General features: G+C 34.6%; 14 protein-coding genes. 7 read left to right on the forward strand and 7 right to left on the reverse strand.

The window, feature by feature from the left end:
* Positions 1-2: 2 nt before the first annotated feature.
* The 4 genes from H3U97_RS10610 to hxlB all read left to right on the forward strand — a co-directional run bounded on the left by H3U97_RS10610 (position 3) and on the right by hxlB (position 2,107).
* Positions 3-287: a PTS sugar transporter subunit IIB gene (locus H3U97_RS10610; RefSeq protein WP_034901958.1), complete on the forward strand. Its 285-nt coding sequence runs from the start codon at positions 3-5 to the stop codon at positions 285-287.
* Positions 288-378: 91 nt separating this feature from the next.
* The gene (locus H3U97_RS10615; RefSeq protein WP_065613023.1) at positions 379-894 is read left to right on the forward strand and encodes a YjbQ family protein; all 516 of its coding nucleotides are present in this window, start codon (positions 379-381) and stop codon (positions 892-894) included.
* A 15-nt stretch (positions 895-909) separates the two neighbouring features.
* The gene (locus tag H3U97_RS10620; protein ID WP_198198929.1) at positions 910-1,560 is read left to right on the forward strand and encodes a ribulose-phosphate 3-epimerase; all 651 of its coding nucleotides are present in this window, start codon (positions 910-912) and stop codon (positions 1,558-1,560) included.
* Between the two features lie 10 nt (positions 1,561-1,570).
* Positions 1,571-2,107 carry a 6-phospho-3-hexuloisomerase gene (gene hxlB / locus H3U97_RS10625; protein WP_198198930.1) on the forward strand — a complete coding sequence of 179 codons (537 nt, stop codon included), beginning with the start codon at positions 1,571-1,573 and terminating at the stop codon, positions 2,105-2,107.
* Positions 2,108-2,376: 269 nt separating this feature from the next.
* Here hxlB and mmuM read toward each other — a convergent pair whose 3' ends face one another.
* The 5 genes from mmuM to mfd form a co-directional block, all read right to left on the reverse strand.
* Positions 2,377-3,321 (reverse strand): homocysteine S-methyltransferase, encoded by a 945-nt coding sequence (gene mmuM / locus H3U97_RS10630; RefSeq protein ID WP_198198931.1) that lies wholly within the window; start codon positions 3,319-3,321, stop codon positions 2,377-2,379.
* Entirely contained in the window at positions 3,321-4,712 is a 1,392-nt protein-coding gene (gene mmuP / locus H3U97_RS10635; RefSeq protein ID WP_065651069.1) for an S-methylmethionine permease, read from the reverse strand. Before mmuP ends, mmuM begins: the two co-directional genes overlap by 1 nt.
* 67 nt (positions 4,713-4,779) lie before the next feature.
* Positions 4,780-6,165 carry a YdgA family protein gene (locus H3U97_RS10640; RefSeq protein WP_198198932.1) on the reverse strand — a complete coding sequence of 462 codons (1,386 nt, stop codon included), beginning with the start codon at positions 6,163-6,165 and terminating at the stop codon, positions 4,780-4,782.
* Positions 6,166-6,254: 89 nt separating this feature from the next.
* Complete coding sequence (locus H3U97_RS10645) at positions 6,255-7,772, reverse strand: DUF945 family protein (RefSeq protein ID WP_198198933.1); 1,518 nt, start codon at positions 7,770-7,772, stop codon at positions 6,255-6,257.
* A gap of 31 nt (positions 7,773-7,803) precedes the next feature.
* Positions 7,804-11,265: a transcription-repair coupling factor gene (gene mfd / locus H3U97_RS10650; RefSeq protein WP_198198934.1), complete on the reverse strand. Its 3,462-nt coding sequence runs from the start codon at positions 11,263-11,265 to the stop codon at positions 7,804-7,806.
* Positions 11,266-11,424: 159 nt separating this feature from the next.
* Between mfd and lolC the strand changes: the two genes are divergently transcribed.
* Genes lolC through lolE form a run of 3 tightly spaced genes read left to right on the forward strand, consistent with a single transcriptional unit; the run spans position 11,425 to position 14,577 of the window.
* Positions 11,425-12,627 (forward strand): lipoprotein-releasing ABC transporter permease subunit LolC, encoded by a 1,203-nt coding sequence (gene lolC / locus H3U97_RS10655; RefSeq protein WP_110453577.1) that lies wholly within the window; start codon positions 11,425-11,427, stop codon positions 12,625-12,627.
* Entirely contained in the window at positions 12,620-13,318 is a 699-nt protein-coding gene (gene lolD, locus H3U97_RS10660) for a lipoprotein-releasing ABC transporter ATP-binding protein LolD (protein ID WP_065578691.1), read from the forward strand. Before lolC ends, lolD begins: the two co-directional genes overlap by 8 nt.
* A gap of 20 nt (positions 13,319-13,338) precedes the next feature.
* Positions 13,339-14,577: a lipoprotein-releasing ABC transporter permease subunit LolE gene (gene lolE / locus H3U97_RS10665; protein WP_065651073.1), complete on the forward strand. Its 1,239-nt coding sequence runs from the start codon at positions 13,339-13,341 to the stop codon at positions 14,575-14,577.
* A 54-nt stretch (positions 14,578-14,631) separates the two neighbouring features.
* Here the strand turns inward: lolE and H3U97_RS10670 are convergent, their stop codons facing one another.
* Both H3U97_RS10670 and H3U97_RS10675 read right to left on the reverse strand, forming a co-directional pair.
* Positions 14,632-15,360: a rhomboid family intramembrane serine protease gene (locus H3U97_RS10670; RefSeq protein ID WP_198198935.1), complete on the reverse strand. Its 729-nt coding sequence runs from the start codon at positions 15,358-15,360 to the stop codon at positions 14,632-14,634.
* A 48-nt stretch (positions 15,361-15,408) separates the two neighbouring features.
* On the reverse strand, positions 15,409-15,903 hold the full coding sequence (locus H3U97_RS10675; protein WP_198195351.1) for a GNAT family N-acetyltransferase: 495 nt from the start codon (positions 15,901-15,903) through the stop codon (positions 15,409-15,411).
* Positions 15,904-16,345: the final 442 nt, after the last annotated feature.

The following is a 16,345-nucleotide window of genomic DNA, read 5'->3' on the forward strand; positions in this document are numbered from 1 at the left end:
ATATGAAGAATTTACTTATCATGTGTGGTGCAGGGCATGCAACTTCAACTATCGCAGTAAGCAAAGTGAATAAATGGCTCAGTGATGAAAAATTAACAGATCAGGTAAAAATCTATCAATCTAAGATTGCTGATGAACTTAATAAGATTGACTCTTATGATGTAGTTGTAAGTACAACGATTGTACCTGATTCAATTAAAGCGAAAGTGATTAATGGATTACCACTACTTACTGGTGTTGGATTAAATGAATTTTTTGCTGAATTGAAAAAGCGTTTAGCTATTTAAATTCAACTTTAAGTTTTGATAATGATTGCCTCATTTATTTTGTGAAGCTTAACCACAAATTAGATGGGGCTATAACAAGGAATAAACTATTATGAATATTATTCATCATGCCATTGAAATTAACACAGTTGCAGGTAGGCATTCATACCACGATATTACCGAGCAATTAAAACAGTTCGTAAAGCAATCCAATATCCAAAATGGTCAATTAACTATAGCTACTAGCCATACAACATGTTCACTTTTTTTTGAAGAATGCATGCACGATACCAATTTTTTTGGTGATGAATTTCTGCAAGTGGATATCAACAATACATTAGAAAAAATTGCTCCACGGATGACCAGCGAAAATCAATATAACTCACCAGGTCCGAAGCATGTTGAATTTGGTTTAAGTCTTAGTGATCCTAATTATCCAGCTGAAAAATGGGTTATGTTAAATACCGATGCTCATATCAAATCATCACTGTTTGGTCATTTTTCAATTGTATTAATTATTAAAGATGGTCAGCCGTTATTAGGGCAGTTAGGACGAATTTATTTTGTCGATTGGGATGCACTACGTGAAAGGAAACGTAATGTTAATTTTATGCTGATGGGTCTTTAATAAAAGGAGATAATTATGATACTGTCTCCATCACTATTTAATTCTGATCTTTATCAGATCAAAGAAACTCTAGAAAATCTACAAACTTTAGGTATTCGCCAACTACATATTGATGTAATGGATAATCATTATGTACCAAATCTAGGCTTTAACGCTAGCTTTGTTAAAAATCTAAAAGCGCATACTGATTTTATTTTAGATTGCCATCTAATGGTTGAAAGACCTGAATTAGCTATAGTTGATTTTATCGATGCTAAAGCTGATATTATTACCTTTCATTATGAAGCGACAGCGCATCATTCATATATTATTAATAAAATCAAAAATAGTAATATTAAAGTCGGTATAGCCATAAACCCTTGTACTCCAGTTGAAAACCTAAAACTGTTATTACCTCAGGTCGATCAGGTTTTAGTTATGACCGTCAATCCAGGCCAAAAAAATGAAAGTTTTTTACCTTTTACGCTACAAAAAATAGAACAATTAAAAAGTTTAAAGCAAATCGGTAATTACCATTACGATATTCAGGTTGATGGCAATATTAACGATCAAAACATATCTTTATGTGTTACAGCTGGCGCCAACAGTATCGTATCGGGTGGCTTTATCTTTAACAATAATCCGCTCGAAAGCAATATAGAAAGATTAAAAGCGGCAATCAAATAGGGAAATAATAATGGATACTAAAGATGTATTATCAAAAATATTAACTGAGATATCAGCACAAGTAAGCTCTATCAATGAGGCACAACTTAGCCAATTTAAAAATGCCATTATTGCTGCACAACATATCTTTCTTGCTGGGACAGGCCGCTCTGGATTAATGATTGGGGCATTTGCTAATCGATTAATGCATTTGGGCTTGAATGTTAGTTTGATAACTGAAATTAGTAAACCAAAAGCAAATGTCGGTGATTTATTAATTTTAGGATCGAGTTCCGGTGAAACCAAAAGCTTAATTGCTTATGCTAATCAAGCAAAAGCACTTGGCGTTAAAATAATATTATTTACTACCAATGGTAACTCTAGCTTAGCTAAGTTAGCGGATAATATTGTGGCAATTCCAATAAAAGTGCTTGAACTAAATCAACCGATGGGCAGTACGTTTGAACAACTATCATTACTCACTTATGACAGCATTATTTACAGTCTAATGACCGAATTGCAACAGACGCCAGAATTAATGAAAAACCGTCATGCTAATATTGAATAGAGTACAAACTAAACTAACAAAGTTGAGATAAAATTCTACTTATTATAGTAATTCCGATGCTCGATGGGACCGATGAATACTATGTTATTAAATGTGGCTGAAAAAATTTTGAGGAAAGCACTTTTTTGAAGCAAAAAAATTGAGGAGAGGGGTTTTTTAGGTTATAAAACTCATAATTATATAAAAAACACCGTTAATTAATCTTATCGATTTAATTAGCGGTGCTGATTTATTGGTCTAAAGCTATAAATGTAAACTATCGATTATACTTAATTAGCTGCTTTTAAATAGTGAGCAATTTGTGCAATATCATTTGGAGTTGTTTGACAGCAGCCACCAATCAATTTTGCTCCTAACTTGATCCAAACTGGCAATTGATTATCAAAGGTACAATTATGTTGATGATCTTTGTGCCATTGTTTAGTGGTTGGATCATATTGCTCGCCCGAATTAGGATAAACAATTAAGGGTTTCGCTGTTAGTGCTTGTAATTTGGTTAATGCCAGAGAGACCTTTTCTAAAGCAATGCAATTAATACCGATACTAACTACCTGATCAATCTGATTTAGATAATCAATCACTTCGACAAGAGGGGTTCCATCACTAAGGTGATTGGCATCTTTTAACGTTAACGAAAACCATGCTGTCATTGTGGGATAATGTTGTAGCAATTTAGCTAACGCTGTTATTTCAACAAAGTTGGGTAGGGTTTCACAAGCTAAAATATCAACTTTTGCCTCAATGAGTGCTTGCATTCTGGCCTGATGAAAATCGATAAATTCATTTTCACTGAGTTGATAATTGCCTGTATATTCTGAACCGTCTGCCAAATAGGCTCCATAAGGCCCCACCGAACCAGCGATAACTAATAACTTATCTGACTTAATTTGATCTAGATATTGCTGCTTGGCTTGTTGAGCTAGCGTTACACTTTGTTTAATCAAATTTATTGATTCGGCAAGTGATATCCCTTTTTGGGCAAAACCTAATGGTGTCGCTTGATAACTAGCGGTAATAGCACAATCTGCCCCTGCGTTAAAATAATTAAAATGAACCTGTCTAATTAGATCGGGTTGTTCAATTAATACTTTAGCTGACCATAAGCTATCATTAAGATCACAACCACGGCGCTGTAGCTCACTTGCTAAAGCACCGTCAATAATTACGTAGTTATTTTGCTTTAATAACTGCGATATAGGATTTTCTTTTGACATTATCGATTTACTCGTTGTTGATAAGCTCGGGTAATATGATAGGCGATATAGCAAACCACTACAAATGGAATACCACAATAAAGGGCAATCCGTTGTTCAGGATCGAAAGCCAGTCCAATACAAGCAATTAAACATAATATAAACCCTAAAATAGGCACTAATGGATAAAGAGGTGCTTTATATTTTAGTGAGCGTATTTCAGAGGTTGAGAGTTGTTTTCTAAAAAAGTAATGTGAAGCACAAATACTTAACCAAACAGCAACGACGGCAAATCCTGAAATTGCCGTTAAGCCTACAAACACAGTATCTGGTGCAATAACGCTGGAAAACAGTGCTAATAAACCACCAATCATACTAACCGCAATAGCGGTAGTTGGAATACCTTTTGGATTTAATTTACCAAAGCATTTTGGCAATGTACCTTGATTAGATAGCGACCATAACATGCGACCAGATGCATATAATCCAGAGTTAGCTGCGGATAAAATGGCAGTTAAGATAACAAAATTCATAATGTCAGCAGCATAAGGTATACCGATACTTTCGAATACTTCGACAAATGGACTTTTAATAACTCCTGCTTGTTCCATTGGTAGCAGGGCAGCTAACACAAAAATGGTACCAACAAAAAAGATAATCAATCGTAGAATAGTGGTTTTAATCGCTAAGGGAATGGTTCTTTCTGGTTGATGGGTTTCGCCAGCGGCTATACCGATAAGTTCTGTTCCTGAAAATGCGAAGTTCACTGATACCATGGTCATAACAATCGGAATAATACCATTAGGAAACCAGCCATGTTCAGTAATATTATGCAAAAATGGCGCAGGTAAGTTATTTTTCATTGGAATAAAACCAAAGATAGCCGCACTACCAGCGATGATAAATACAATAATGGTAATCACTTTAATAATGGAAAACCAAAATTCACTTTCAGCAAAAAATTGAGCGGTAATAATATTTAACAAGAAAATGACTACACAAAAAACTAAGCACCAAATCCAAACTGATACTTGAGGAAACCAGTATTGCATACATAAACCGGCAGCAGTAAAACTTGATCCTAATGCTACAGTCCAGGTTAACCAATAGAGCCAAGCAACCGTATAGCCCGTTGCAGGACTAATAAATTTTGATGCATAAGTATGAAATGCGCCCGTTTCAGGCATCGCGACAGCCAGCTCACCCAAGCAAAGCATAACTAAATAGACAACAATTGCACCAATTAAATAAGCAATAATTGCACCGATAGCACCAGCAGTAGCAATGATATAACCAGTATTAAAAAATAATCCAGTTCCTATAACACCACCTAGTGATAACATGATTAAGTGGCGAGTCTTCATTGATCGTTTAAATTGATTTTCAGGCACGGCAGAAGAGTTAGTGTTCATATAAATATTGACTCATTAAATTGTTTTTAAATGAAATTCCGCCTGATGATAGGCGGAATTTTTTAGATTAGAAGTTTAAATTGTTAAGAAATTCTTGTTTGCTAATTTTATTGCCATTGATGGTTACTTGATCTTTTGATTTTGAGTAATCAAGTTCGCTAAATATACCAGAGGTATTACCTTTTTTAAAGGTGACTAATGGCGAAGTACTCAGTGCCATTTGTGCCATTAATTGTAAATTATTGTTTGCTTTTTGCAGCTGATTGTCGGTTATTTGTTCTGACTCAGGAGCTTCTATTTGTGACATAAATCTTGACATCACAGCAAATGGCGCTTCAAGATTTATTGAAAGTTGGTTAATTTTGTCAATGTCTCTATCATAAATTGTCATTTGGTTAAGGTTAGCAATATCAACTAATGCACTAAAGTTGAAATCACCAGAAGCATTGTGCCAATGAAATTTTTTAATGTCTATTTTAGTATTGGTGATGTTTGAGTTATTAGTTGAATCTAATAACCAAGATATTTGCGTATAATCGTCTAAAAATGATTTATCTAACCCTTGAACATTAAGTTCAAGAGTACCATTTCCCATTTGTTGCTTGCCGTAATTAAAGGCATCAATTGCAATATCCATATTACCTTCAAGGCCAGTTGTTTTATTGGCAAGTTTATAGTCCATTACAAAATTTTTAAGCACAATTGTTGGTTTGTTGGTATTAGTTTTTAAATTAATAAATAAATCATCAACTCTATTTTGTGCTTCGAAGAAATAATTTTGATAATCAATTTTATTAATAACTTTTAAATTTTTTAGTTTAATTTCATCACCATCGTGTCTTTTATAATTTAAATTATCAATAAATATTGAAAAAGAAGGTTTTTCATAGTCTAGGTTGCTAGACACCTCATAATTTATTTGGCCTAGTTCAAGCTTACCTTCAAGAAATTGGAAAATAAGATCTTCATCACTCAAAACAAGCGGTTGGGTGGTCATATTAAAGGTTAGATTATTAGAATAAGACAAATTGATATGCCCATTTACAAATGACCGGTTACCAGCAAGTTTCCATAAAATTGGGTTAGATTTTTCTGTACCTTGATACTCAAGCCACGCCATTTGTGGCGAAAAAGTGCCTTGTTTTAAGGCTGCTAGTGGGAATGGGCCATGATGAATAATGATATCATCGTCGTAGAGTGTAATAGGATCGAATTCATCATCTGGCTGAGCTATAATTTTTATATGTGTTTTAGTTGAAAAAATACCTTTTTCATCATTAGAATGGGTGATTTGTACTTCAACATCATTCTGTAAATTATTAACTTGTTTTGTTATGTTTTTTAATGTGTTATCTAACTCAGCTTCAATTACATTGCCTGTATGCCAAGCTATACCAACATAACCAAGGCCTAATATTGCAATAACGCCAATTGCCAGTGTACTTTTCTTCATGTTTACTCTCTTACCTTCTATTTTCTTTAAATTATTTATAAAATATATTTCATTAAAATATGATTTAGTTAAATTATGACTAAGCTAGTTTAAAATAGACTAAGCATATCATCTTTGTTAAAAATATCACCATTAACGTTAGCTTGGCCACTGTTGTTAGGGATATCAATATTAGTAAATATTCCTTGTTCGTCACCTTTATTATATTTGAATAGTGGTGAATTATTTAATATCTGTTGGTATAGATTTTTAACGATTTGTTTCGATTCGTTAAGTTGTTGTTCAGTTAGTTCATTATTTTCAGGATGATGAAATTGAGCATAGCTACGAGCTAAGACTTTAAGTGGTGCATCAATATTTAATTTAAAACTATTGATTCTATTTAAATTGTCATCATCTAACATGGTGTTATCAAAATTGTTGATAGTCGTTATGCCACTAATATTGATATCACCATCATGATTGTGCCAATTTAGTTGTTTAAGTTCAATTTTACTGTGAATAGGTTGATTATCTGTAGCATCTCCATTTATGAATGCATCACCAAACAGTGCTTTATCTATACCTTGATAATCTATATCTATATTTGCATTACCTAAGTTCTGTTGTCCATATAAGATTGAGTCAACACTGCAAGTGAACGAGCCATTAAGAACGCGAGTATCACTTAAATCGATTTTTTGCTTAATAGATAGTTTGTCTAATTTAGTAGAGGGTAGTTGTTCATCTGATTCAGCCATTAAGCTGAATTTATCAAGATTAGTATTTAAAGTTATATTTTGATTAACGTAATCAATAATCCCATTTGCTTTTAAATTTTCAATTAAAAAGGTATTGTTATCAGGTTTGTCATAGTCATATTCATAATTGAAGTAAATATCTTTTAAATTAGTCTTTAAAGAATCTAAATTCAAATTATAACCAATCATATTTGACTGTTTTTCGCCATCAAGATCAATGTGAAGCTTATCTAATGTAATATATTGAACTGATTTTTTAGTGTGAAATCTATCTAAATTTAGTGTTATCGAAGGGATAGCCGAATCAATATTACTAATAAATGTGAAGTTACCATTGCCTAATTCGGATTCGAATTTAATATGATTATCTGTTTCTCTATGATGAATTATTTTCCTGCTGAAAAGTTTTATAATTATATTATTACTATAATCTAAACTAATATAACCAGTAATAAAGGGGCGATTACCATTAGTCTTCCATAATAATGGATTAGATTCTTCGCTAGTTTCATATTCCACCCAAGCCATTTGCGGTGAAAATATGCCTTGTTTTAAGGCAGCGATTGGTAATGGACCATGATGGATTGTGAAATCTTTATCAGCTAGCGTTAAAACATCAGCAAAACTGCCATCTTTGGAAGATAGGGTCATATTAATATGAGTTTTGGTTGAAAATAGCTGTTTTTCATCATTAGAATGGCTAATGTTGATTTTAAACACATTTTGACTATTGTTAAATTGCTCAGCAACTTGCGTTAATGATTTATCAAGATTGCTTTCAATTAGGTTTCCTGTATGCCAGGCAATACCGACATAACTTAAACCTAATATAGCGATAACGCCAACAGCCAGTGTCGTCTTTTTCATTTTTACTCTTTATATTCTGTTATATTTTTAGCTATTTTTCTTGATGCTCGGCAAAATCAGCTAATAAATTTTTAATATAATCAATGCGATCAACTCGCTGTAAATCAGATTTAAGCAATTTTAATCGATTTGTTCCTTCTAGGCGATAATTTTTTGGCGATTTTTGAATCGTTTCGATTAAATAATCTATCGCAATTTTGTTGTTAGAGCCAAATTCTATAAAGCCGCCTTTTTCACCATATTCGATTTTTGTAATGCCCAATTTACTTGCTTGATAGCGGATTTTAGTCGTTTCTAATAAAAATAGCACCGGATCGGGTAATTGACCAAAACGGTCACTCATTTCAACTTTTATATCGGTGAGTTCATCTAGATTTTCAATACTCGCAATTCGTTTATATAGTGATAATCGGGTATTAACATCTGGGATAAAATCATCTGGAATTAGAGTTGGTAACCGTAATTCAACTTCAGTTTGTTGATTATTAAGTAATGATTCAAGGGTTGGCTCTTTACCTTCTTTAAGCGATTTAACTGCATCATCAAGCAATTCAATGTACAGGTTAAAACCTATTGTTTCAATTTGACCACTTTGATCACTACCGAGTAATTCACCGGCACCCCGTATTTCAAGATCATGGGTGGCTAAGGCAAATCCAGCACCTAAATCTTCTAAAGTAGCAATAGCGTCAAGGCGTTTTTTAGCATCTTTAGTTAATAATTTTGGATGTGGTGTCAATAAATAAGCATAGGCTTGATGATACGAACGCCCAACTCTACCTCGCAATTGATGTAATTGTGCAAGACCAAATTTATCAGCACGATCGATAATAATCGTATTGGCATTAGGAATATCGATTCCTGTTTCGACAATAGTTGTACATACTAATAAATTGAATCGTTGGTGATGAAAATCATTCATAACTCGCTCAAGATCACGTTCATGCATCTGACCATGGCCTATAGCAACACGAGCTTCAGGTACCAATTCCGTTAGTTTTTCTGCCACTTTTTCAATATCCGAGACATCATTGTGTAGATAATAAATCTGACCACCACGGAGAATTTCCCGTAGAATGGCTTCACGAATGACTAAATCATCAGATTCTCGAACAAAGGTTTTTACAGCTAATCGACGCGCAGGTGGTGTGGCAATAATTGATAGATCACGCATACCACTCATTGCCATATTTAGGGTACGTGGAATAGGGGTGGCGGTCAAAGTGAGTATATCGATATTGGCGCGCATTGCTTTGATTCGTTCTTTTTGACGAACACCAAAGCGATGTTCTTCATCAACAATTAATAAGCCTAAATCTTGCCATTTTACATCTTCTTGTAATAGTTTATGGGTACCGATGACAATATCGATTTTACCTTCAGCAAGTTCTTGAATAATGGCTTGCTGCTGTTTAGCGGTTTTAAATCGAGACAAACTTTCGATACGGATTGGCCAATTGGCAAATCTATCACAAAAACTCTCATAATGTTGCTGAGCCAGTAATGTGGTCGGAACTAATACGGCGGTCTGTTTATGGTTAATCACTGCTAAAAATGCGGCACGAATAGCCACTTCGGTTTTACCAAAACCAACATCACCACAGACTAATCGATCCATTGCGTAAGGTGAACACATATCACCAATAACTGCACCAATGGCATTTTGTTGGTCGTCAGTTTCTTGATACGGGAAAGCTTGGCAAAACAGCTCATATTGTTCACGATCTTGTTTAAATTCAAAGCCGGGTTTACTTTCTCGTTCAGCATAAATATCAAGTAATTCAGCGGCAACATCTCGTACTTTTTCGGCTGCCTTTTGTCTTGCCTTACTCCAGGTATCCGTACCCAACTTGTTCAGTGGGGCATTATCTTCATCACCGCCAGAATAACGGCTAATTAAATTTAGTGATGAAACAGGAACATAGAGCTTAGTATCATTTGCATAGAGCAAGATAAGATATTCGGCTGTTATACCACCGGTCTCTAATGTTGTTAAACCCGCATATCGACCAACTCCATGCTCTAAATGTACCACTGGTTTGCCAGGGGTTAATTCGGCTAAGCTACGAATTAAACTATCGGTATTGATTGCCTGTTTGCTCTCTTTTTTTCGCCGAATAACCCGACGACCTAATAGTTCGTTTTCAGTGATAAAAGCGAAATTTTGTTGTTGATTGATAAAACCTTGTTCACTGGCACCGATCATTAAAAAATAGCGATTTTCGGTATTGGCTAATTCATCAAGCTGAGAGATAGTTGTCGGGTGTATTCGTATTCTGCCTAAGATCTCTTGTAAGGCATCTTTACGGCCTTCCGATTCAACTGAAAAAATGATTTTACCATGGAAATCTTGAGTAAATTGCTGAAAATGTAAATAAGGTTGTTTTTGCTGAATTTGTATCGCAATCTCTGGTAATAAACTAAATGGTAAATTAACACTTTTGTTCGAATCACTAATTTCAGTATGTGATATTGTGATTCGAGGGTATTGTTTAAAATGGGCAAAGATCTCATCGGTTTTTGACCAGATTACCGCTGGCGTTAACAATGGTCGCATCGGATCGACTTTGCGACTCTCATAACGTTGCGTGATATCTTGCCAATATTTATTAGCAAATTGTTCAATATTTGCTGTGTTAATGATCAACGTATTCGATAAAAAGTAAGAAAATAGTGGCGTGAGTGGTTCATTAAAAAATAGTGCCTGCCAATATTCGATACCTGTAGGTAAAATATTTTTACTGACTTGTTGATAGATACTTTCAGGATCAAGTCTTACCTCAAATTGTTCTCGCCATTGACTACGAAACAGTTCGATGGATGCTTTATCAAATGGAAACTCATGGGCTGGAAGAAGTTGAATTTCATTAATTTCATCGAGTGTTCGCTGGCTTTCAACATCAAAAGTGCGAATACTATCTATTTCGTCATCAAAAAAGTCGATACGATATGGTTTTTCACTGCCCATTGGAAAGATATCAAATAGTGCACCTCGAGTTGCATATTCGCCATGTTCCATGACTTGACTTACTGAACGATAACCGGCATTTTCAAGTTGTAACCGCAGATTCTCACGACTTATGGCTAAGCCTTTCTTCATCATAAATACATGCCCACCTAAGTAGTTTTGTGGACACACTTTTTGCATAAGAGTATTAATTGGAAGGATTAAGGCACCCTTAGTCAAATGACCTAGCTGATAAAGACATGATAGCCGCTCGGAAACAATATCTTGATGCGGTGAAAAACTATCATAAGGTAGTGTTTCCCAATCGGGGAAAAAAATCGATGGGAAAGTTGAAAATTGTTTCAACTCTTCATGAAGACGAGTTGTTTGTTGCATGTCATCGGTAACAATCACCACTAAACCATCGTGCGCAGCAATAGCCTGTGCACAAAATTGGGATAGGGAAGAACCAACAAGCTGACCGACTTGTTTTACTTCACCTGATTTTTTAGGAATGATGTTAGAAATATTGTATGTTTTTGACATGTTAGAATAATAGATAATTGCGACAAAGTTAGCCTAAGATTATAACGTAATTATATGGTTGTTTTCTATAACTGTTTAATCCTGTATGATAAGCAGTTAAAATTTAACTGGTTAAACTTAATTGAAAACTTTAGGTACTTTATAACTATTATGTCAAAAATATTTCGTCCATTAGTATTTTATATAGGTTTACGCTATGTATACGGGCAAAAAACCGATGGGTTTGGTCGCTTTGTTTCTTGGCTATCTATGATTGGCATCATGCTTGGTTCTATCGGTTTGATTGTGGTTTTGTCGGTAATGAATGGATTGGAAGATCAGATGCAAAATAGTATCTTGAAGTTTTTTCCTCAAGCGCAAATTACTTCAAAAACCGGAAGAATCGACACAACAGTCATTCATTCTAAACAATTTGAAAATATCCCAGGCGTTGAACGAATTACTCCAATAATTACCGGTGATGTGGTACTACAAAGTCAACAAAGTATTACGGTTAGTACCTTAATGGGTATCACCGCAGAGGATCATGATCCAATAGAAAATTATGTTTATACAGGTTCAATCGATTCATTACAAGCGGGTAGCTATAATGTGATACTGGGACAGACATTGGCTAATCAACTTGGTGTTTTGGTTGGTGACAAAATCCGCTTAATGGTTACAGATGCTAGCCAGATAACACCAGTTGGACGCATTCCTTCACAACGTTTGTTTACTATAAGTGGTTTATTTTCGGTCAATCATGATATTAACCAAGCGTTAATCTATATCAATCAATCTGATGCCAAAAATTTATTACGCTATCCAGCGAATAATATTAGTGGTTGGCGATTATTTTTAACACATCCACTGGACATCTCATCAGTAACTAATCGTTCGTTACCCGATGATTTAGTTTTTACTGACTGGCGAGCTAAACGTGGTGAATTGTTTCAAGCAATCAAGATGGAAAAAAATGTAATGGGCTTATTGATCAGTTTGATTGTAATTGTGGCAGCTTTTAACATTATTACTTCATTAAGTTTGTTGGTTATGGAAAAACAAGGAGAAGTGGCGATTTTAAAAACGCAAGGCTTGTCACGTTTTAAAATTATGCTGATTTTTATTATTCAAGGTGCTAGTTCCGGTGTCATTGGTACTTTACTTGGTAGTGCTATAGGGCTGTTACTTGCTTCCTATCTCAATGAATTGATGTCAGTGCTTGGATTATCCTTTGCTGGTATTGAATTACCTAGTTTGGTTGAGCCTTCACAGATAGTATTTATTATTTTCGGATTACTTATGTTATCACTAATTTCAACACTTTATCCTGCCTACCGTGCAGCCAATATTCAACCAGCGGAGGCTTTACGTTATGAATAATTTACAGCCACTTCTTTCGGCTAAAAATCTTTATAAAACCTATAAAGAAGGCAAAATGGTTACTGAAGTACTAAAAAATGTTTCATTTGATATTTATCCGCAATCATTACTCGCTATTATTGGTAGCTCAGGATCTGGAAAAAGTACTTTATTGCATTTATTGGGTGGATTAGACAAACCAACTTCAGGTGAAATTATATTTAAATCACAACAACTTAATCGGTTATCAGAACAAGAAAAAGCACATTTACGTAATCAAGAAATTGGTTTTGTGTATCAGTTTCACCATCTACTTCCAGACTTTACTGCATTGGAAAATGTGGCGATGCCGTTATTAATTGCTGGTACCTCACCAAGTGAGGCTAAAAAACGCGCTATGGCAATGCTAGAGTCGGTAAATTTAGTTAAACGAGCTAATCACCGTCCTGCAGAATTATCTGGAGGTGAACGTCAACGAGTGGCAATAGGCAGGGCATTGATAAATAATCCGGCTTTAGTGATGGCCGATGAACCTACTGGTAACTTAGATAAATCGACCGCTGATGCCATTTTTGATCTGTTAATCAAACTTAACCGTGAACACGGCACAGCGTTTTTAGTCGTAACTCATGATTTAGTTTTAGCGAACAAACTTGATCAACAGTTGATTATGAGTGATGGTCAGTTATCTGCCAGTAATTCTGTTAATTAAGGGTGAATGGATAATTAAACATGAATTTATCATTAATTACAGCCATTAAATTTCGTAAAGGTCGCCGTAAAAGTGGCATGGTTTCGTTGATATCAATTATTTCAACTTTGAGCATTGCTATCGGTATTGCCGCATTGATTATTGGTTTAAGTGCCATGAATGGTTTTGAACGAGAACTCAACGATCGGGTGTTATCGGTAGTACCACATGGCCAAATTTATTCACAATATGGCAATTTAGATAATTGGCAACAGGTACAAACCGAGTTACAAGAGAATAAAAATATCTTATCGGTGACGCCTTATGTTAGTTTTACCGGATTGATTGAAAATGGCAGTAAGCTTGGTGCTGTTGAAGTACAAGGACTTGATCCTGAACAGGAACAGAAAATTAGTTCTTTACCTAGCTATGTACTTAATAATAAATGGCAAGATTTTAAAGCTGATAGCCAGCAAATCATTTTAGGTGCCGGATTAGCTAAATCGTTAGCGGTTAATGAAGGACAGTGGGTTACTTTACTTATTCCTGTATCAAACAATCCTGAGCAACTTAAGCCTCCTCGTCGTGTTCGTTTGCAAGTACACGGTATTTTAGATCTAAGTGGTACGTTAAGTAACAATGTTGCGTTATTACCATTAGCTGATTCACAAAAGTTACTCGCCATTGGTGACAGTGTCACGGGATTAATGCTTAATGTTGATAATGTCTATCAAGCTAGTGCTATTATTGGTCATGCAATATTGAATCTGGAAGAAGATCTTAGTTTTAACAGTTGGGAACATACTTTTGGCTTCATGTATCGTGATATTCAAATGATTAGACAAATTATGTATTTAGCGATGATTGTGGTTATTGGTGTGGCTTGTTTTAATATTGTGTCGACGCTGGTTATTGCGGTAAAAGATAAACAACGTGATATTGCTATTCTAAAAACACTCGGGGCGACTAATCGTCTAATAAAACGCATTTTTATTTGGTATGGTGTGCTTTCTGGATTAATTGGTAGTGTGATTGGTGTATTGCTTGGATCTATTTTGGCATGGCAACTTTCCAATATTATGGCAGCGGTTGAATCAATAATGGGGCACAAATTTTTAAACAGCAATATCTATTTTGTTGATTTTTTACCATCAGAAATTCATCTTTTGGATGTCATTTTGGTATTTATTACGGCTATGTTGCTAAGTTTGATTGCCAGCTATTATCCAGCGCAAAGAGCTTGTAAAATCGATCCGGCCAGAGTGTTAAGTAGTTATTAATTTACAATTAAACAGAATATAAACAAGGCGCAATATCTGATTTGCGCCTTATTTTTAATAATATTGATAGCCACTTATCAATTGATAATGCTGATAGCCCCAATATAAAAGTAAAGATGAAACTATTAATATCGTGATAATTAATATTGTGCAGATCTGTTTTCGATTGCGGAATTTTTCTAAACAAACACTAATTAATCCGCCTAAAATAAGCCCTGTGATTGCTCCACCAATATGCGCCATATTATCAATAGAAGGTAGCAACCCTAAACCAAAGGTCAGTAATAAACTGACTACGATTGATTTGATTGGCATCTCTTGTAAGTCAGTACGATTAATTAAGCTATAAGCAAGTAATGCGGTAATAATCCCTAAAATTGCACCTGATGCGCCACAACTAATGACATTATAATTAATAGTGGCAACATCACTGGCTAAACTACCAAATAATCCTGATAATAGATAAATGCCAATAAATGCTAATGGTGGTATCAAGCGTTCTAGAATAGTGCCAATACTCCACAATGCTAGCATATTCATGGCAAGATGGGTTAAGCTAACATGCATGAAAATATTAGTAAATAAGCGCCAATATTGCCCAGAAAAAGTTAATTGAGCAATATCAGCACCCCAATCAATCAGGAATCTATTCTGACTGAATGTTGAGAATCCCCGATCATCAAGTAGTCGAGAGATAAAAAAACAGGCAATATTAAGCAATATCAAAATACTGGTAATTTTTGCTTGATTATAGATCGGCTGAACATTTTTTAGGATAGACATATATTATGGTTTCCTTTTAAAAAACTGACATTAAATTAGATGATTAGTTTAATCAAATCGCTTACCTAAAATAATCAAGTCACGTTTAACACCATCAAGTTCAGCAATTTTAGGCAGTAATGCCCATTGTCGATAATGCATTTTTTCGAATAATTTAATACTTGGAATATTATGGCCAAAAACATAGCTCAATATAGCATCAATACCCGCTTGTTTGGCAAAAGCTTCAATCTGTGCCACCGTGGTTTGGCCAATTTTCTTACCTCGGAAATCTTGATGAAGATATAGACTGATTTCAACTGTTTTATCATAAGCTGGACGACCATAAAAAGATGACAAACTGACCCAGCCACAAGGTTGATTTTGATATTTGATTAACCAAAGCGGACGTTTTTGCGGATTATGTTGCTCAAACCAAGCAACGCGACTTTCGACTGAAACAGGTTGTAAGTCGGCGGTAATTTGACGGCTAGCAATGGTTGAATTATAAACATCAACAATAAAAGGTAAATCATCTAAAGTGGCATTAACATAAGTAATCATAGGAATAAAAGAGTTATGGTTAATTGTGCTTCATTGTAATGGCTTTGCTATTAGCAAGCAATATTTGTTAAAGTTGCTTGAATCGTAAGTAATTATAAAATCGGAACAATAACTCACTCAAAAAAGCTGTTTCGCAACATTTTTATTATTGCTTAATATATTGCTTAACAAATGTTTACATAAAAAAATATTACATATCATCAATTTTAGATTAATATTCTATGTACATTTTTTGTGATTTTAGTTTGATGGATTATTAAACATTACAAATGTAATGTTTAATACTTATCTTATTGTTTTATAGTAAATTAAATGTAAATTTCAGCAAGGATTACTGAAAATATGTTAAAATGTATACTTAATCGGGCATCGGGCATCGGGCATCGGGCATCGGGCATCGGGCATCGGGCATCGGGCATCGGGCATCGGGCATCGGGCATCG

The sequence above is a fragment of the Gilliamella sp. W8128 genome, assembly GCF_016100545.1.
Lineage (GTDB): Bacteria > Pseudomonadota > Gammaproteobacteria > Enterobacterales > Orbaceae > Gilliamella > Gilliamella apis.